Consider the following 17,942-nt stretch of genomic DNA (forward strand, 5'->3'; position numbering starts at 1 on the left):
GGTGAAGAACAACGAAGCCCACAGCGTAAGCGATCGGTCAGGACTCCTCGTCGTCCGCGGGCAGCGATGCGCTCCAGCGGTTGTCCCATTCGGCATGCTGGCGCACCGCGCCGTCGAGTTCGCGCCGGTCGCGCTTGGTGGGGCGGCCCTGTTCGATGGCCAGGGCCGGCTCGATGCCCGCGCGGCGCATCTCGCGAAAGGCGGCCTGCGCCGCCAGGCTCTCGGCTGTTTCTTCATAGAGCTGCTGCGCCACCGGCGCCGGCCCGCGCTGGCCGCTGAGGCCGCGCACCGTCACCGTCCGTGTCAGCGGGCCCATTCGCATGGCGACGGTGTCGCCCGCCTTCACTTCGCGCGAGGCCTTGGCGATGTCTCCGTTCACCTGCACGCGGTTCTTGCCGATTTCCTCCGCGGCCAGCGAGCGCGTCTTGAAGAAGCGGGCGGCCCAGAGCCATTTGTCGATGCGCAGACGGTCCATGAAAGTCGAGGAGTGGAGGTCAGGCATTTTGCCGCGACAGCGCCTTCTGCGGCGACGCGAGCGGAAGGTGCACGACGGCGTCCAGCCCGACGACCCGTCCGCTGCCGTCGGGGGCGGTGCGGTTGTCCAGGCTGATGCGCCCGCCCAGCGCCAGCACGATCTCGCGGCAGATCGCCAGCCCCAGCCCCGATCCGCTGGAGGTGCTGCCCGCCGCGAAGGGCGCGAAGAGGCGCTGGCGCAGCTCGGGCGAGATGCCGGGGCCGCCGTCTCGCACCACCAGCACCGCGTCGGCGCCTTCGGGGCGCACCGCCACCGACAGCGCGGCGCCCGGCGGGCTCTGCTTGATCGCGTTGTGCAGCAGGTTGCGCGTGAGCTCCTGCAGCATCCACTGGTGGGCGCGCACCGGCACGGGCTCGTCGATGGCGAGCTCGAAGTCGAGCGCCTTGTCGGCCACCAGCGGCGAGAGGTCGAGCGCGATGTTGCGCGCCACCTCGCCGAAGTCCAGCGTCACCGATTCCGGCTGCTGGCGCAGTTGTTCCACCTTGGCGAGCGACAGCATCTGGTTGGCCAGCATGGTCGCGCGGTCGACGGTGCCGCTGATCTCGTCCAGCGCCTGCCCGGGCGCCACATCGCCGCGCTGGGCGGACTGCACCTGCGCCTTGAGCACCGCCAGCGGCGTTCGCAGCTGGTGGGCGCTGTCGCGCACGAAGCGCTTCTGGTGGTCCAGCAGCCGCTGCAGCCGGCCCATGACCTGGGTGGTGGCATCGATCAGCGGGCGCAATTCGCGCGGGGCGTCGGGCGCGTCGATGGGCGAGAGGTCGTCGGCCTGGCGCCGCTCGATGGCTTCGCCCAGCTCGCGAACCGGCCGCGTGGCGCGCTGCACCACGAACACGGTCACCAGCGCGATCACACCCATCAGCAGCAGCTGGCGCCACAGCGTGTCGATGAGAAGCTTGCGCACCAGCGTTTCGCGCAGCTCCAGCGTCTCGGCCACCTGCACCACGGCCATGCCGCGGCCGGTGGCGCTGGCCACCGGCTGCAGCAGCACCGCCACGCGCACCGGCTGGTTGCGGAATTGCGCGTCGTAGAAGTCGACCAGCGCCGAATACGCGCCCCGGTCCGGAATGCGGCCGTGCCAGAAGGGCAGCTCGGCAAAGCCCGAGATCATCTCGCCGTCGAGCGCCGAGACCCGGTAGAAGAGCCGGCTGCGGTTGTCGGCCTCGAAGGCCTCCAGCGCGGAATAGGGCACGATGGCGCGCAGCCGCGCCATGTCGTCATAGCCCTCCACGTCGAGCTGCTCGCCGATGGTCTTGGCCGACGCCAGCAGCGTGCGGTCGTAGGCCGTGGTGGCGGCCGCCAGGCTCTGGCGGTACAGGCTCACGCTGTTGATCACGATGAACACCGCCACCGGCGCGAGGATGCCGAGCAGCAGCCGCGCGCGAAGCGAGGAGATGCGGGTCATGCCTCGGGTCGCAGTAGGTAGCCGAGCCCGCGCATCGTCATCAGCACGGCGCCGGTGCCCACCAGCTTCTTGCGCAGCCGGTACACCACCACCTCGATGGCCTCGTACTGCACGTCGGTCTCGCCCGGAAACACCAGCTCGAAGAGGCGCTCCTTGGTCACGGCGTGGCCGGGCTTCATCATCAGCGCCTTCAGCAGGGCCAGTTCGCGCGGGGTGAGCTCGAGCAGCTCGGCGCGGTTGTAGATGGCGCCGTTGTCGGGCTCGAAGCGCAGCCCACCGATCTCCTGCGGGTTCAGCCCCGCGTCCTGTCCGGCAACGCCGTGGCTGCGCCGGCGCAGCGCGCGGATGCGGGCTTCCAGCTCGTCGAGGTCGAAGGGCTTGGGCAGGTAGTCGTCGGCGCCGGCGTTCAGGCCGACGATGCGGTCGCCCACCGTGCCGCGCGCCGTCAGCAGCAGCACCGGCGTGCGCAGGCCCTCGGCGCGGGCCTGGGCCAGCACCTGCAGGCCGTCGAGGTTGGGCAGGCTCAGGTCGAGGGCGACCACGTCGGGCTCGATGGCGCGCCACTGCGTGACGGCCTCGGCGCCGTCGCCGCACACGCGCACGTCGATGCGGCGGCGTCCCAGGGTGCGCTGCAGGGTGATTTGCATCGTGGGGTCGTCTTCGACCAGCAGCAGCTTCATACGTTGGCGTCGGGAGGGCGTACTTTGGTGTTTTCCCCAGTCTGGCGGACAGCCAACTGACAGCGGGGCGGCGCATGATAGCGCTCAGCTACAAGTCAGCTTCCTTTCAAGTTCCTTCCAATCAGGAGACCCCAGCATGCGTCGCGACACCTTTCTGAAGTCACTGGCCGCCATGGCCGCCGTCGGAGCCCTGCCACTGTCGGCTCGCGCGGCCGCCAACGTCAAGATGATGATCCCGGCCAACCCGGGCGGCGGCTGGGACACCACCGGCCGTGCCCTGGGCAAGGCGCTGACCGACGCCAAGGTGGCCGACACCGTCACCTACGACAACAAGGGCGGCGCCGCCGGCGCGCTGGGCCTGGCCCAGTTCGTCAACGGCTCCAAGGGCGACGCCAACGCGCTGATGGTCATGGGCTCGGTCATGCTGGGCGGCATCATCACCGGCAAGCCGCCGGTCAACCTGTCGCAGGCCACGCCCATCGCGCGCCTGACCACCGAATACAACGTGTTCGTGCTGCCGGCCAACTCGCCGTTCAAGACCATGAAGGACGTGGTCGAGCAGCTCAAGAAGGATCCGGGCAGCGTCAAGTGGGGCGGCGGTTCGCGCGGCTCCACCGAGCACATCGCCGCGGCCATGATCGCGCAGAAGGTCGGCGCCGACCCGTCCAAGATCAACTACGTCGCCTTCCGCGGGGGCGGCGAGGCCACCGCCGCCATCCTGGGCGGCAACGTCACCGTCGGCGGCAGCGGCTACAGCGAGTTCGCCGAATACATCGCCGCCGGCAAGATGAAGCCCATCGCCGTCACCTCGGCCCAGCGCCTGCCGGGCGTGAACGTGCCTACGCTGAAGGAGCAGGGCATCGACGTGGAAATCGGCAACTGGCGCGGCGTCTACGGTGCCCCCGGCATCTCGGCCGAGCAGCGCAAGGCACTGACCGACATGGTGCTGGCCGCCATGAAGAGCTCCTCGTGGGCCGAATCGCTCAAGAAGAACGACTGGACCCCGGCCGTGCTCTCGGGCGATGCCTTCGCCAAGTTCGTCGACGACGACTTCGCGAGCCTGCGGGCCATCATGACGAAGTCCGGCATGGTCTGACCCCGCGGCGCTTGCACTGCTACTGGCCCGCCCCACGGCGCGCTGTCCTCGCAAGAGACGACAGCGTGCCGTTTTCAAATCCAGCTCCACATTCCCGGGAGAAAAAATGACAACTCCAGACTCCTCGGCCCCGCCGCAACCCGCGGCCACGTGGCCGCAAACCCTGGTCGGCGCCGGCGTGCTGCTGACCGGCGTGGCGCTGGCCTTCGGCGCCATCGGCATTTCTTCCGACGCCGGCTACGGCGGCGTCGGCCCCAATTTCCTGCCCTGGCTGGTGTCCGTGGTGCTCACGCTGTGCGGCGCCTGGATCCTCTGGGAGGCGCGCACCGGCGGCTTCCGCGAGCTCGATGCACCCTCGGGCGCCGAGCACGCCTACTGGCCCGGCTTCATCTGGGTGTCGGCGGGGCTGCTGCTCAATGCGGCGCTCATCACCACGCTGGGCTTCATCCTGAGCTGCACGCTGTGCTACCTGCTGGCCGTGCAGGGGCTGCGCCGCGCGAGCGGGCAGGCCGGTGTCAATTCGCCGCGGACCTGGGCGACCGACTTCGTCACCGGCGCGGTGATCTCCGCCCCGGTGTTCTGGATGTTCACGCAATTCCTGGCCATCAACCTGCCTGGCCTCACCAACACCGGGTGGATCTGACATGGAAATCTTCAACGCCTTGATGGCCGGCTTCGCCGCCGCCATCACCCCCGTCAATCTCCTGTGGTGCCTGGTCGGCTGCGCCTTGGGTACGGCCGTCGGCGTGCTGCCCGGCATCGGCCCGGCCGTGGCGGTGGCCATGCTGCTGCCGATCACCGGCAAGGTCGACATCACGGCCTCGATGATCTTCTTCTCGGGCATCTACTACGGCGCCATGTACGGCGGCTCGACCACTTCCATCCTGCTGAACACGCCCGGCGAGACCGCCAGCATGGTGACGGCGATGGAGGGCAACAAGATGGCCAAGAGCGGCCGAGCAGGCGCGGCGCTCGCCACGGCGGCCATCGGCTCCTTCGTGGCCGGCACCATTGCCACCGTCGTCGTCACGCTGTTCGCGCCCTTCGTGGCCGACTTCGCCGTCAAGCTCGGCCCGCCGGAATACTTCCTGCTGATGCTGCTGGCCTTCACCACCGTGAGCGCGGTGCTCGGCAAGAGCACGCTGCGCGGCATGACGGCGCTGTTCGTCGGCCTCGCGGCAGGCTGCATCGGCCTCGACCAGATCTCGGGCCAGGGCCGCTACACCGGCGGCATTCCCGAGCTGCTCGACGGCATCGAGATCGTGCTGGTGGCCGTGGGCCTGTTCGCCGTGGCCGAGGTGCTGTACGCCGTGCTGTACGAAGGCCGCGTGGTCGAGGGCCAGAACAAGCTCAGCCGCGTGCACATGACCAAGCGCGACTGGAAGCGCTCCATTCCTGCCTGGCTGCGCGGCACCGCCATCGGCACGCCCTTCGGCTGCATTCCGGCCGGCGGCACGGAGATCCCGACCTTCCTGAGCTACGCCACCGAGAAGAAGCTCGCCAAGGACGCGGAAGCCAAGGCCGAGTTCGGCACCTCCGGCGCCATCGAAGGCGTGGCCGGCCCCGAGGCCGCCAACAACGCCACGGTGACGGCCGCGCTGATCCCGCTGCTCACGCTGGGCATTCCCACCTCGAACACCACCGCCATCCTGCTGGGTGCGTTCCAGAACTACGGCATCCAGCCGGGGCCGCAGCTCTTCACCACCTCGGCCGCGCTGGTGTGGGCGCTGATCGCGTCGCTCTACATCGGCAACGTGATGCTGCTGGTGCTGAACCTGCCGATGGTGGGCCTGTGGGTCAAGCTGCTGAAGATTCCGAAGCCCCAGCTCTACGCCGGCATCCTGATCTTCGCGACGGTGGGTGCCTACGGCATGCGCCAGAGCGCTTTCGACCTGTTCCTGCTGTACGCCATCGGCATCCTGGGCGTGGTGATGCGCCGCTTCGACTTCCCGACCGCTCCCGTGGTGGTCGGCATGATCCTCGGCCCACTGGCCGAAGCGCAGCTGCGCAACGCCATGTCGATCGGCGAGGGCAGCGCGGCGGTGTTCTTCCAGCGCCCGATGTCGATCGTGCTGATCGTCATCGTGGTGGCCGTGCTCATCCTCCCGCGCCTGGCAAAGCGCATGAGCGAACGCAAGCTGGCGAAGCTGGCGCAGATGGACGCCTGATCCTTCCCGGGCCCGTCCGGGGTCAGGCCAAAAAAAAGCTGCGGCATTTGCCGCAGCTTTTTTTGTTTGTGCCGGAAGGTTCCGCTTACCGCCCAGGCGCAGGCGTTTCGACCAGATCGTCGTCGATGTGCGGGTCCGCCGGCTGCCCGCGCAGCTTGCGCACGGTGCGCTTGATCCAGTGCTCGATGTCGTCGATGTAAGTGAAGACTGCCGGCACCACCAGCAGGCTCAGCACGGTGGAGGTGATGAGGCCGCCGATCACCGCCATCGCCATCGGCGAGCGGAAGCTGGAGTCGGCCGCGCCGAAGCCGACCGCGATGGGCAGCATGCCCGCGCCCATGGCCAGCGTGGTCATGATGATGGGGCGAGCGCGCTTGTGGCAGGCGTCGCGCAGGGCGTCCCAGCGGTTCATGCCGTGGTCGCGGCGCGCCACGATGGCGTATTCCACCAGAAGAATGGAGTTCTTCGTTGCGATGCCCATCAGCATGATCAGGCCGATCAGCGAGGGCATCGACAGCGCCTTCTGCCCGATCAGCAGGCCCACGAAGGCACCGCCCAGCGCGAGCGGCAGCGCGCACAGGATGGTCACCGGGTGCAGGAAGTCCTTGAACAGCAGCACCAGCACGATGTAGATGCACAGCACGCCGGTGAGCATGGCCAGGCCGAAGCTGGCGAACAACTCGGTCATGACTTCGGCGTCGCCCACCTCGGCGATGCGCACGCCCGGCGGCAGTTTCTGGATCGAGGGCAGCTTCTGCACCGCGTCCTTCGCGTCGCCCAGGCCGACGCCGGAGAGCTCGATCTCGAAGTTCACGTTGCGCGAGCGGTCGTAGCGGTCGATGACGGCCGGTCCACCTTCCATGCTCAGCGAGGCCACCTGGTTCAGCATGACCGGCCCACGCGTGCCCGGCACCGACAGGCGCCCGAGCAGGTCGATGTCCTTGCGGGCCGAGTCTTCCAGCTTCACCACGATGGGCACCTGCCGCTGCGCGAGGTTGAGCTTGGCCAGCGACTGGTCGTAGTCGCCCAGCGTCGCCACGCGCAGCGTCTCGGCGATGGCGGCGCTGGTCACGCCCAGGTCGGCGGCGCGCGCGAAGTCGGGCCGCACGGCGATCTCGGGGCGGATCAGGCTCGCGGTGGAGGTGATGTTGCCCAGGCCGGGGATGGTGCGCAGGTCCTTCTCGACCGCGCTCGCCGCACTCGACAGCGCCACCGGGTCCTCGCCCGTGAGCGCCAGGATGTATTTCTCGCCCGAGCCGCCCAGGCCCACCGTGCTGCGCACGCCGGGCAAGGTTTCGAGCGCCGCTCGGATCTCGTTCTCGATCACCTGCTTGCGCGGCCGGTCGCCGCGCGGGTCGAGCTTGATGGTGAGCGTGGCCTTGCGCGTCTCGGGCGTGCCGAAGTTCGCGAAGGGGTCGCCGCCCGCGCTGCCACCGGCCACCGTGGTGTAGACGCTCTTCACGTGCCGGATCTTCATCACGCGGTTGCGCGTTTCTTCCGCCGCGGCCGTGGTCTGCGCCAGCGTGGAGCCAGGCGGCAGCGACAGGTAGATCTGCGTCTGCGAGTTGTCGTCGGGCGGAATGAAGCCCGTCTTGAGCAGCGGGATCATCGCCAGCGAGCCGAAGAAGAAGAGGGTGGCGAGCACCATCGTCTTGAAGCGGTTGTGCGTGCTCCACTCCACCGCGCGCATGTACCAGCGCAGCCAGCCCGGCTCCTTCTCGGCACCGACCACCGGCTTGAGCATGTAGGCCGCCATCATCGGCGTGAGCACCCGCGCAACCACCAGCGAGGCGAACACCGCCAGCGATGCCGTCCAGCCGAACTGCTTGAAGAACTTGCCGGCCACGCCGCTCATGAAGGCGGTGGGCAGGAACACCGCGATCAGCGTGAAGGTGGTGGCGATCACCGCCAGCCCGATCTCGTCGGCCGCCTCCATCGCCGCCTGGTAGGGCGTCTTGCCCATGCGCAGGTGGCGCACGATGTTCTCGACCTCCACGATGGCGTCGTCCACCAATATGCCGACCACCAGCGACAGCGCCAGCAGCGAGATCACGTTCACCGAGAAGCCCAGCAGGTGCATGCCGATGAAGGCCGGAATCACCGACATCGGCAGCGCGATGGCCGAGACGAAGGTGGCGCGCCAGTCGCGCAGGAAGAGCCACACCACCACCACCGCGAGGATGGCGCCCTCGTACAGCAGGTGCAGCGAGCCGTTGTATTCCTCTTCCACCGGATCGACGAAGTTGAAGGCCTCGGTCAGCTCGATGTCGGGGCGCGCGGCGCGCATGTCGTCCAGCGCCTTCATCACCGCGTGGCCCACCTCGACTTCGCTGGCGCCGCGGCTGCGTGCCACCTCGAAGCCGACCACCGGCTTGCCGTTGAGCAACGCGGCCGCGCGCGGCTCGGCGATGGTGTCGCTCACGCGCGCCACCTGGTCCAGGCGGATGCGGCGGCCGTCGCTCAGCACGATCTGCATGTCGGCGAGCTGGTCGGCCGACTTCACCGTGGCCATGGTGCGCACCGGCTGCTCGCTGCCGCCCAGGTCGAAGCGGCCGCCCGCGCTCTCGGTCTGCACCTGGCGCAGCTGGCGAGAGATGTCGGCTGCCGAGGCGCCCAGCGCCTGCAGCCTGGACGGGTCGAGATCGATGTGCACCTGGCGCGTGACGCCACCCACGCGGTTCACCGCGCCCACGCCGGGCAGCGCGAGCAGCTTCTTGGTGACGTCGTTGTCGACGTACCAGCTCAGCGCCTCGGCGTCCATGGCCGAAGAGGCGATGGTGAAGGCCAGCACCGGCTGCGCCGCGAAGTCGAGCTTGGTGACCACAGGGTCGCGCACGTCGGCCGGCAGGTCGGCGCGCACGCGCTGCACCGCGGAGCGCACGTCGTCCACGGCCTCCTGCACCGGCTTCTCGAGACGGAACTCGACGATCAGCGTGGCGGCGCCGTCCTGCACCTTGGTGGTGATGTGCTTCAGGCCCTGCACCGTGGCGATGGAGTTCTCGAGCTTGCGCGCGACGTCGGTCTCCAGCTGCGAAGGCGCGGCGCCGGGCAGCGAGGCCGAGACCGTCACGGTCGGCAGGTCGATGTCCGGAAAGTTCTGCACCTTCATCGCGTTGAACGACAGCAGTCCCCCGAAGGTGAGCAGCACGAACAGCATCACCGCCGGAATCGGGTTGCGTATGGACCAGGCGGAAACGTTCATGGGCGTGTCCTTTGCATTGCTTACTTCGCCGCGGCGGCGGATGCGGCCGGCTTGGGGGGCTGGGCGGCGGCGGACGAAGAGGGTGCGGGCGCATCGACCACGCGCACCAGGTCGCCGTCGTTGAGGAAGCCTGCGCCCTGCACCACGATCCGGGCGCCGTCGGGCAGCGCGCTCGTGATCTCGATGCGGTCGTTCAGGCGCCGGCCGACCTGCACCTTCAGCTGCGACACCTTGTTGTCGGGCTTCAGGATGAACACGTTGTTGAAGCCGTCGCGCGGCACCACGGCGGCCTGCGGCACCGTCGGCGCCGTGCTGCGGCCCAGCTCGAAGTCGCCGCGCGCGAACATGCCGGCCTTGACGCCGGTGTTCTGCTGCACGTTGGGCAGGTCGACATACACCAGCGCCGCGCGCGTCTGCGGATCGACCGTGGGCGCGATGCTGCGCACCTTGCCGCGCACCTGCGCGCCGCTGGCGCTGACCACGAAGGCGGTGGTGCCGACCGAGACACGGCTGAGCTCGGCCGAGGTCACCTCGGCGCGCCATTCGAGGCGGCCCTGGCGGATCAGCCGGAACAGCTCGGTGCCTGCCGCGACCACGCTGCCCACGGTGGCCGTGCGCGCCGAGATCACGCCGTCGTCGGGCGCCAGCACCTGCGTGTTGCGCCCGCGTACCTGCTGCGCGGCCAGCACGGCCTCGGCCGCCTCCACGCGCGCCCTGGCGGTCTGCTCGGTGGTCTGGTACTGGTTGATCTGCTGCTGGCTCAGCGCGCCCGTGGCCTGCAGCGTGCGCGCGCGCGCGGCGTTGCCGGCGGCATCGGCCGCGGTGGCGCGGGCCTCGGCCAGAGAGGCGCGAGCCTGCGCGATGTCGGCCTGCACCGTCTCGGGCGAGAACACCGCGAGCACCTGGCCCTTCTTCACCGTATCGCCCACGTTCACGCGCACTTCGGCCAGCTTCAGGCCGTTGGACTCGGAGCCGACCACGGCCTCCTGCCACGCGGCCACGTTGCCGTTGGCCGCGAGCGTGAGCATCAGCTCGGTGGCTTCGGGCCTTGCCACGGTGACTGTCAGCGCGGGCCTGGGCGACGCGGCGCCGTCCTTGCCCTTGGCAGCCGCGGCGTGATCGCCGGCCTTGTCCGAGGGCTTGCCGCCCATCATGAAGAAGATCGCCGCGATGGCGACGACCAGCGCGATCAGCGCAATGGCGAGAGTGGAACGCTTCATTGTTTTCATGGCGACGTCGCGACCTTGGCGGCCGGGGATGCGGTCATTGAGGACGATTCGGAAGAGGGGCCCTGGGCTGTCTGTCGATTCCAGCCGCCGCCCATCGAGCGGTACAGCGCCACCCATGCCTCGGTGCGCTCGCGCTGCAGCGAGACGCGCGCGGTCTGCGCCGAGAACAGCGTGCGGCGCGAATCCTCCAGCTCGAACAGGCTCGCGAGGCCGCTGCTGTAGCGTGCCTGCGTGGCATCGAAGGAGGCCTGGTAGTTCTTCACCGCGGCGTCCGCGTCGGTGGTGCGGGCGTTGGTGGCGTCGAGGTTGACCAGCGCCTCCTCGACCTCGCGCACCGCCTGCCGCACATTGGCGCGGTAGAGCGACACGGCCTCGGCATAGCGCGCCTTGGCTGCATCGGCGTTGGCCTTGCGAGAGCCGCCGTCGAGCAGCGGCACCGTCAGCGCGACGGGGCCCACGGTCCAGGTTTCGAGCGACTGGTGCACGCCGCTCACGCGGTATTGCGAGCGGCCGATGGAGCCCGACACCGTGAGCTTGGGATAGCGCTCGGCCTCGGCCGAGCCCACGTCGGCGCTGGCCGATGCCACGCCCAGCTCGGCCGCGTACACGTCGGGGCGCTGCGAGATCGCCTCGGCCGGCACGCTGGCGATGCTGCCCACGGCGGGCAGCGGGCGCTGTGCCGGCGCGGCCGCGAGCTTCTGCTCGAGCGTCGTTTCGTCGATGCCGCTGAGCGAGACCAGCGCCTTGCGCTGCACCGCGCACTGGGCGCGCTGCTGCGTGAGCCGGCCCGAGGCGTCGGAAGCGCTGGCGCGGGCGAGCGCCGCATCGGCGGGCGCGGTGAAGCCGGCCTTGGCGGACAAGTCGGTGAGCCGCGAGGTCTCGGCGCGCGAGCGTGCATCCGATTCGGACACGCGCAGCTGCTGCTGGCATGCGCGCTCGGCGAAATAGGCGTTGGCCGTCTCTGCCGCCACCGCCACGCGGGCGTCGTGCCACTTGGCGTTGGCGCTGCTCTGCTTTGCCTCGGCGGCGTCGCGGTCGGCGCGCAGGCGGCCGAACAGGTCGATCTCCCATTTCGATTGCAGGCCGGCCTGCAGCGTGGTGATCGGCGTGCTGGACGAAAGACTGCTGCTGCTGCTACCGCCACCGCTGCTCGTGCCCGAGCCGCCGCTCGAAAGCCCCACCGGCCCGCGGCTTGCCGACGCGGTGCCGTCCAGGCTGGGCAGCAGCGCCGCGCCGGCCTGCACGCGCGTGAAGCGCGCCTCGGCCACGCGCGCGGCGGCGCTCGCGACGTTCGGGCTCGCGGCCTCGGCGGCGGCGACGAGTTCGACCAGCAACGGATCGTCGAGCTGGCTCCACCAGTTCGCCAACGAGGCCAGCGAGCCGCCATGGGGCAGGGGGGCGTGCCATTGCGTGGGCACGGGCGCCTCGACCTGCGCGGGCGGGCGCGTGAGCGAGCAACCGGAGAGGCCGATGCCGAGGCACACGGCGGCCGTCAGTTTGAATCGGAGTTTTCTCATTGTTTCTTCTGCTTTCTCTCGGCACGGCGGCGCGCCGCCTCGGCCTCGACCAGCGCCAGCGCATAGCCCGTGAGGCGGTCGGCCCAGGCGTCGATGGCGCGCGGCGTGCGCAGCAGCGAAGGGCGGATGGCCTCGATGAAATCCTGGCTCACGTAGAGCTGCATCGACAGCCCGGTGATCGCGAATGTCAGGCGGTGGATGTCGTCGTCGGGCCGATCCACCTTCAGGTGGCGGCACAGCAGCTCGGCGATGGCACGGTGCGGGCCCTTGATGTCGCGCTCCAGCTCCTCGGCCCAGCGGCTCGTGGGCTCCAGCATCTCGCGCATGTGCAGCTGGATGCACTGCCGCACGATCTCGCCCTGCTTGAGCGGATCGATCATCGACACCATGCACATGCGCAGCGTGGCTTCGAGCGGTTGGCCGGGGACGTTGCAGGCGGCGACGAGGTCGCTGGAGTCGCCGCCCATCGGCTCGCTGAAGGTGGCCGCATAGAGCCCCTCCTTGTCGCCGAAGTAGTAGCTGATGGCCGAGATGTTGACCTCGGCCTCGCGGGCGATCTCGCGCGTGGAAGTCTTGGCGAAGCCCTTCTGCGCGAACAGCCGCAGGGCAGTGTGGAGCAGCCGGTGGCGTGCCTCGGCACCGTCTGCGCGCGGTGCGCGGCGAGGTGCCTGGGTGATCGGATCTCTCGCGTTCATGACCGGCATTACACCACGCACGAAATCAAACGATTGATTAACTTAAGGCTTCCTGAAGGTCTTTGCCGGCACGTTCTCACCGAAGCGAATCCTTAAGACTTAAGGTGCGGATCCCGCGCTACGATCCCGCCATGCCAGCAGCCTCCACCGCAACACCCTCGCTGCCTCTCGATGCCGAGGGCATTCTCGCGCTCGCCGCGCGCTCGATGTTTCATTTGTTTTCGAGCATCAGCCAGGGCATGTTCCTGGTCGACAGCACCGGGCGCATCGTGTGGGTGAACGAGGGCTACCGGCGCTTCCTGCCCGCGCTGGGCTTCTCGTCCATCGACGAGTTCATGGGCCACATGGTGGAGGACGTGATCCCGAACACCCAGATGCGCCGCGTGCTCGAAACCGGCGAGCCCATCCTGGTCGACCTGCTGACCAACAAGGCTGGTACTTTCGTCGTCAGCCGCATTCCGCTTCGCGAAGAGCGCGAAGGCGAGGAGGGCGGCATGGGCAAGGTCATCGGCGCGATCGGCATCGTGCTGTTCGACCAGCCCGAGACCACGCTGCAGCCGCTCATCAGCAAGTTCGCGCTGCTGCAGCGCGACCTCGACGATGCCCGCCGCGAGCTCGCGAGCCAGCGCAACAACCCGCTCTACCAGCACTCGGGCGACGGACAGCGGCGCTCCAAGTACACCTTCGCGAGCTTCATCGGCAGCAGCCCGGCGGCGGTGGAGGTGAAGCGCCATGCGCGGCGCGCGGCGCAGTCGACGAGCCCGGTGCTGCTGCTGGGCGAGACCGGCACCGGCAAGGAGCTGCTGGCGCATGCCATTCATGCCTCGTCCGCGCGGGCCAAGGGCCAGTTCGTCAGCGTGAACATCGCGGCGGTGCCCGACACGCTGCTCGAAGCCGAATTCTTCGGCTTCGCCCCCGGCGCCTTCACCGGCGCCGACCGCAAGGGCCGCGAGGGCAAGTTCAAGCTGGCCGACGGCGGCAGCCTGTTCCTCGACGAAATCGGCGACATGCCGCTGGGCCTGCAGGCCAAGCTGCTGCGCGCGCTGCAGGAGGGCGAGATCGAGCCGCTGGGCTCCAACAAGCTCGTGCCCTTCGACGCCCGCGTGATCGCCGCCACCTCGCGCGACCTGCCCGAGCTCGTGCGGCGCGGCCAGTTCCGCGAAGACCTGTACTACCGCCTCAACGTGCTCCCGCTGCGCGTGCCCCCGCTGCGCGAGCGGCGTGCCGACATTCCCGCGCTCGTCGAAGCGCTGGGAGAAGACATGGCGCTGCGCAGCGGCGAAGCGCCGCCCGAGCTCACGCCCGACGCGCTCGCGCTGCTCGCCGGCCAGCACTGGCGCGGCAACATCCGCGAGCTGCGCAACGTGCTGGAGCAGGTGACGATGCGAAGCGATTCGCAGCGCATCGATGCGGTGCAGCTCGAACGCATCCTGCGCGAAGCTGGGCTCGAGCAGATCGAACTGCCGGCCACCCTGCAGAGCGGCCACGACGCAGATGAAGAAGCCGCGCTGCTGCGCCCACTGGCGCAGCAGGTGGCCGAACTGGAGCAAAAGGCGATTGCGGCGGCGCTGGCGTCGACGGGCGGCAACAAGCTGGCGACCGCACGGCTGCTGGGGATTTCGCGGGCCACGCTGTACGAGCGCATGACCCCGCCGCGCTAAGGTGAGCCCACCTTCTTCAGCTTGAAGATGCCCAGCCCCCAAGTCATAACCAGCAGTGGCACGCAGACCGACACGCCGAGTCGGCGCCATATGACATTGCCGTCGGTGGTCGGCGGCAACCAGCCGGCCTGCGCGTCGATCCAGGGGCCAACGCTCCAGTAGACAGCGATCCACACGAGCCACAGCGCAGTCAGAACCAGACCGAGCCAGCCACGCCAGCGCGAGCCGGCGCCGGGCATCAGCGCCGAAGCCGCATTGTTGAACAGCAGGGCCGCGATGATGGCGAACAGACCCGCGACACCGACGGAAAACGGTACCTGCCAGCCGCGCAGCGACTCGGGCAGGGCGGCCACCGACACCGCCACGACAGCGATCACGTAGGTTGTCGAGTTGGCTGCGGCCATGAGCATCAGACGATACGGCCAGCCCAACGTCACCCGGAGCAGATGCAGCAGCCCGACGGCCATGTCGAGGTGCGTGGTCTTGTTGAGCCGATCATGCTCAAGCTGCACGCGCGCGCGAAACGCACCGAAGCGCGCTTCGATGGCGTCGCCATACAGTGTGTAGGCGATGCAGGAGGCCATGAACCAGCACATCCCAGTGAACGCGCCGGTCCAAGGCAACGCTTCGAAGCCAGGGAGGTGAATGCCGGTCACGACGCACAGCAAGAGGATTGCCGGAAACGCGGCGCTGGCCGGCTTGAGGGGCAGCGAAGGCGTCAACGGCGCGAGGATGAGAAAGGGCAAGCCCAGCAGGTAGATCACGGTCGACTGCACGTAACCGGCGGTGAAGGCCTGCGGCCATGCATTTGCCTCGGTGAATCCATAGGCCACGGTGCCGCACACCATCGAACCAAAGCCCAGCACAGCCAGCAGCCAGGGCCGGGGCAGGCCAGGCGCGAGCCAGTCGGGGCGCAGCGTTCGGTGCAGCGAGCGTTTGGCCGCAAGGTAAATTCGGTAGCCGAAGTGCTGCACTGCGAACAGCATGCCGCCCAGCGTCACCACGTAGCCCAGCTTGCCTACCCAGGAACCGTCGCCATAGCCTTTGAACTGCATCACCGACACCAGCATCAGCACGACAAGTGCGAGCCGCGCCCAGCCGCCCATTTCGATCGCCTCTTCGGCGCGCGTGTGCAGTGGCGGTGGCGGAATGCCCAGCGCGTAACGATGCTTGGGCGACAGCTCGCCCCACATGCGAAACACCCGGCTTGGCAGCAGGGCGCACAGCAGGTAGAGCTTCCACTTTGACAGCAGTTCGAGCATCGGGGTCAGGAAGCCGACCTCGGCGTAGCGGCGGCGAAATGCGTCATCGGCCTGGAAGCCGTAGTTCAGTTCGTGCAGGCGCTCGCGCAGCGCGATGGCGCGTGGCGTGCCCAGCATCTGGTCGGTGCGGAAGTCGCTTTCCCAGGCGAACCAGGCTGCCAGCGAAAGGGCGAAGTGGCGCGGCAGTGCCGGCGCGTCGATCACGAGCTGCGCGAAATGCCTGCTGGCGACGTTGCGCTCCCACAGCGGCAAGTTGTCGAGTTCACGCTTCAGCGCAGGCCAGCTAGCGGCCAATGCGTCGGGGCCGCTCTGCTGCAGGAAATGCAGGGTCTGGCTGGCGAGTTCGTGGGCGGGGATCCAGGCGGGCGGCGCGGGCTCTGCCTCCAGTTGGGGCTCTGGGTCGGGCTCCGACGGCGCCTTGAGTTCGGGTGCGTGCTCCGGCTCGGGCTCAGGCTTGAGCCCGGACTCTACATGCGCGATGGCAGGCTCGGGCATGGGCTCGGCAACGACTTCGGGCGCAGCCGATGCTTCAGGCGCTGGCCACGACACGGTGCTGGCCGGCTGTTGCACGGCCCGACGCGCATGCTCCAGCGCCTGCTCGTAGGCATTGCGCAGCGCCTGGTAGGCATCGGCGTTATCGTCGGGTCGCGTGACCTTGAGCCGTGCCGCATAGGCCCGCTTGATGGCAATGCGATCCCCCGTGGGCTCGATGCCCAGATCCGACCAGAAGCCGTTCACAGCACGAAGCCCTTGTCGATGCTGTCGAGGTAGGCCTTGAACTCGGTGCGGTGTTGACGGATGAAGTGCTCGTCCTGCGAGTCGAGCGCGGCTTCGAATCGCACGAGCGCATGCGCCACGTCCTGACGTGCATGGCCGAGCCGGTCTTCATACAGGCGCTTGGCGCGCGACACGAGGTAGATGTTCTCCTGCTTGTCGCGCGGATGGATCTTGAGCGCGCGCAGCTTGTCGAGCGCGGCGGCAATCTGCTTCTCGCTCATGACGTCGGCCGAGCGCTGGATCACGCTGTTGTGCGTCTGCCCGGTAGCCGGCACATGCGCTTCGACTTCCAGCAGCCCGTTGATGTCGTAGGTGAAGCGCACGTTCAAGCCGGCATGCCCGCGCGGCAGGGGCGGCAGCGTAATAGCCAGGCTGCCCAGCTTGAGGTTGTCGGTGCCGATTGGCGACTCGCCCTGGCGGATGTCCAGATCGATTAGCGTCTGGCCGTCCTGCATCGTCGAGTAAGTCTGCATGCGGGACACGGGTACGGCCGTGTTGCGCTCAATGATGGGCGAAAAGCGGTTGTGGTACTGGCGCCCGTCGATTTCCTCCGACACCACGATGCCCAGCGAATAGGGCATGACGTCGGTCAGTACTACTTCGTTCAGCGCCGCATCTCGCGACTTCAGCGCTGCCTGGATGGCCGCGCCGCGCGCGATGGTCTCGTCGGGGTTGATGGTGCGCAGCGGCAGCCGGCCGAACAGCCGCGTCACCGTTTGGCGCACCACCGGCATGCGGCTCGCGCCCCCCACGAGCACCACCTCGTTCAGGCTTCCCTGGTCGAGCTTGGCGTCCATGAGTGCGCGTTCCAGCGGGCGGCGCAGACGCTGCAGCAGTTCGGCGCAGCGCTTCTCGTAGTCGGCGCGCGTCACGTCCAACGTGTGGGTGACGTCGTTGCGTTGCAGCGCGATGCGCGTCGTGTCTTGGTCGCTGAGGTCGCGCTTTGCCTGCTCGGCAGCGCGCCACAGCGCGTTGTCCGAAGCAATGGCCTCCTTATCGGCACCAGCCAGCGTGGGCGTCTGCTCGACAAACCAGTCGACCAGTACCTGCACGAAATCCTCACCGCCCAGTCGGGTGTCACCGGCGCTGGCGCGCACCTCGACGACGCCTTCGAAATACTCGAGCACCGACACGTCGAAGGTGCCGCCGCCCAAATCGAAGATCAGAAAGGTGGAGTGGTCGGCCCGCTCCTGCAGTCCGTAGGCCAGGCCGGCCGCCGTGGGCTCGTTGAGCAAGCGTTCTACCGAGAGTCCGGCCAGTCGGCCGGCTGCCTGCGTGGCCTTGCGCTGCACGTCGTTGAAGTACGCCGGCACGGTGATGACGGCCTCGGTGACGGGCTCGCCGAGATAGGCTTCAGCGTCGGCCTTGAGCGCGCCCAGCACCAGCGCGCTGAGCTCTTCGGGCCGCATGCGTTTGGTGCCCAGCGCAACGATATGGTCGGTGCCCATCCAGCGCTTGAATGCCGTGGCCGTGAGCTTGGGGTGGGTGGACAGGCGCTCGCGAGCAGGCAGCCCGACCAGAAAGCTGCCGTCGTCCGCGATGCCCACGGCCGAGGGCGTCAGCAGATGCCCCAGTGCGTTGGGGATGAGCTCCGTGCCTCCATTGCGATACACGCTGACCAGGCTGTTGGTCGTGCCCAGGTCGATTCCGACGATCATTTTGCTTCCTGTTTTGTGCCTTGCTGACGGCATTGAATTTCGCGCGAAGCATACTTCGGC

The 17,942-nt window shown here is 68.6% G+C and carries 13 protein-coding genes; 4 read left to right on the forward strand and 9 right to left on the reverse strand.

What is annotated here, in order from left to right; genetic code table 11:
- Positions 1-37 precede the first annotated feature (37 nt).
- Genes ACAM57_RS13330 through ACAM57_RS13340 form a run of 3 tightly spaced genes read right to left on the reverse strand, consistent with a single transcriptional unit; the run spans position 38 to position 2,617 of the window.
- Positions 38-475: an RNA-binding S4 domain-containing protein gene (locus tag ACAM57_RS13330; RefSeq protein ID WP_126023881.1), complete on the reverse strand. Its 438-nt coding sequence runs from the start codon at positions 473-475 to the stop codon at positions 38-40.
- A 19-nt stretch (positions 476-494) separates the two neighbouring features.
- A complete protein-coding gene (locus ACAM57_RS13335; protein WP_369661975.1) occupies positions 495-1,937 on the reverse strand; it encodes a sensor histidine kinase in 1,443 nt (480 codons plus the stop codon).
- Complete coding sequence (locus tag ACAM57_RS13340) at positions 1,934-2,617, reverse strand: response regulator transcription factor (protein WP_126023883.1); 684 nt, start codon at positions 2,615-2,617, stop codon at positions 1,934-1,936. The genes ACAM57_RS13335 and ACAM57_RS13340 overlap by 4 nt, the downstream gene beginning before the upstream one ends.
- 136 nt (positions 2,618-2,753) lie before the next feature.
- On the opposite strand from ACAM57_RS13340, the gene ACAM57_RS13345 reads away from it, so the two are divergent.
- The 3 genes from ACAM57_RS13345 (at position 2,754) to ACAM57_RS13355 (ending at position 5,881) form a co-directional block, all read left to right on the forward strand.
- Entirely contained in the window at positions 2,754-3,713 is a 960-nt protein-coding gene (locus ACAM57_RS13345) for a tripartite tricarboxylate transporter substrate binding protein (RefSeq protein ID WP_126023884.1), read from the forward strand.
- Positions 3,714-3,819: 106 nt separating this feature from the next.
- Positions 3,820-4,356, forward strand: a complete 537-nt coding sequence (locus ACAM57_RS13350) for a tripartite tricarboxylate transporter TctB family protein (protein WP_369661976.1) — start codon at positions 3,820-3,822, stop codon at positions 4,354-4,356.
- A gap of 1 nt (position 4,357) precedes the next feature.
- Positions 4,358-5,881, forward strand: coding sequence for a tripartite tricarboxylate transporter permease (locus ACAM57_RS13355; RefSeq protein ID WP_126023886.1), 1,524 nt, complete (start codon positions 4,358-4,360; stop codon positions 5,879-5,881).
- Positions 5,882-5,966: 85 nt separating this feature from the next.
- On the opposite strand, the gene ACAM57_RS13360 is transcribed toward ACAM57_RS13355, so the two are convergent.
- Genes ACAM57_RS13360 through ACAM57_RS13375 form a run of 4 tightly spaced genes read right to left on the reverse strand, consistent with a single transcriptional unit; the run spans position 5,967 to position 12,524 of the window.
- Positions 5,967-9,083, reverse strand: a complete 3,117-nt coding sequence (locus tag ACAM57_RS13360; RefSeq protein WP_184637374.1) for an efflux RND transporter permease subunit — start codon at positions 9,081-9,083, stop codon at positions 5,967-5,969.
- Positions 9,084-9,103: 20 nt separating this feature from the next.
- Positions 9,104-10,312 carry an efflux RND transporter periplasmic adaptor subunit gene (locus tag ACAM57_RS13365; protein WP_369661977.1) on the reverse strand — a complete coding sequence of 403 codons (1,209 nt, stop codon included), beginning with the start codon at positions 10,310-10,312 and terminating at the stop codon, positions 9,104-9,106.
- Entirely contained in the window at positions 10,309-11,829 is a 1,521-nt protein-coding gene (locus ACAM57_RS13370) for an efflux transporter outer membrane subunit (protein WP_369661978.1), read from the reverse strand. The genes ACAM57_RS13365 and ACAM57_RS13370 overlap by 4 nt, the downstream gene beginning before the upstream one ends.
- A complete protein-coding gene (locus tag ACAM57_RS13375; protein WP_240650744.1) occupies positions 11,826-12,524 on the reverse strand; it encodes a TetR/AcrR family transcriptional regulator in 699 nt (232 codons plus the stop codon). The genes ACAM57_RS13370 and ACAM57_RS13375 overlap by 4 nt, the downstream gene beginning before the upstream one ends.
- Before the next feature lie 131 nt (positions 12,525-12,655).
- Here ACAM57_RS13375 and ACAM57_RS13380 point away from each other — a divergent pair, with 131 nt between their 5' ends.
- Positions 12,656-14,185, forward strand: a complete 1,530-nt coding sequence (locus ACAM57_RS13380; RefSeq protein WP_369661979.1) for a sigma-54 interaction domain-containing protein — start codon at positions 12,656-12,658, stop codon at positions 14,183-14,185.
- Here the strand turns inward: ACAM57_RS13380 and ACAM57_RS13385 are convergent.
- Both ACAM57_RS13385 and ACAM57_RS13390 read right to left on the reverse strand, forming a co-directional pair.
- Positions 14,182-16,185, reverse strand: coding sequence for a J domain-containing protein (locus tag ACAM57_RS13385; protein WP_369661980.1), 2,004 nt, complete (start codon positions 16,183-16,185; stop codon positions 14,182-14,184). The two genes, ACAM57_RS13380 and ACAM57_RS13385, sit on opposite strands and share 4 nt — an antisense overlap.
- Entirely contained in the window at positions 16,182-17,882 is a 1,701-nt protein-coding gene (locus ACAM57_RS13390; RefSeq protein ID WP_369661981.1) for an Hsp70 family protein, read from the reverse strand. Before ACAM57_RS13390 ends, ACAM57_RS13385 begins: the two co-directional genes overlap by 4 nt.
- Positions 17,883-17,942 lie beyond the last annotated feature (60 nt).

Origin of the sequence: Variovorax sp. V15 (assembly GCF_041154425.1) — a bacterium.
GTDB classification, from domain to species: Bacteria; Pseudomonadota; Gammaproteobacteria; order Burkholderiales; family Burkholderiaceae_C; genus Variovorax; species Variovorax guangxiensis.